Consider the following 348-nt stretch of genomic DNA (forward strand, 5'->3'; position numbering starts at 1 on the left):
CTGCTGGTGCTTTGAAGCTATTCGTGAAGACGCTACCTGCTGGGTATTCAACAGTTGCCTTCAAGGCATTTGTTGCTGCATCTTTGGTTACTTTTACCACTGCAGTCTTTTCTGTATCGTAAGTAATACCAGTTGCTCCAGCATTCACTTCTTTTACAGTATAAGTATACTCACCTTCTGCATCATAGTTGATTGCATTAAATGTTACTTTTCCACCTTGGTTTGTTTTTGTATCAATTTTTTGTCCATCTTTGTACAATTCAAATTGGAACTCACCATCAACCAAAGTACGACCAGTCAATTCTTTCGTAAACTCAAGTGTTGCTGATGTAGCTGTTGGGGCTGGTT

The 348-nt window shown here is 39.4% G+C and carries 1 protein-coding gene; it reads right to left on the reverse strand.

Annotated elements, in window-relative coordinates; translation table 11 throughout:
* The coding region (locus SORDD27_RS09455; RefSeq protein ID WP_330997343.1) for a Spy0128 family protein at positions 1 to 348 on the reverse strand (348 nt) is incomplete at both ends.

This window comes from Streptococcus oralis (assembly GCF_001579025.1).
GTDB lineage: Bacteria > Bacillota > Bacilli > Lactobacillales > Streptococcaceae > Streptococcus > Streptococcus oralis_X.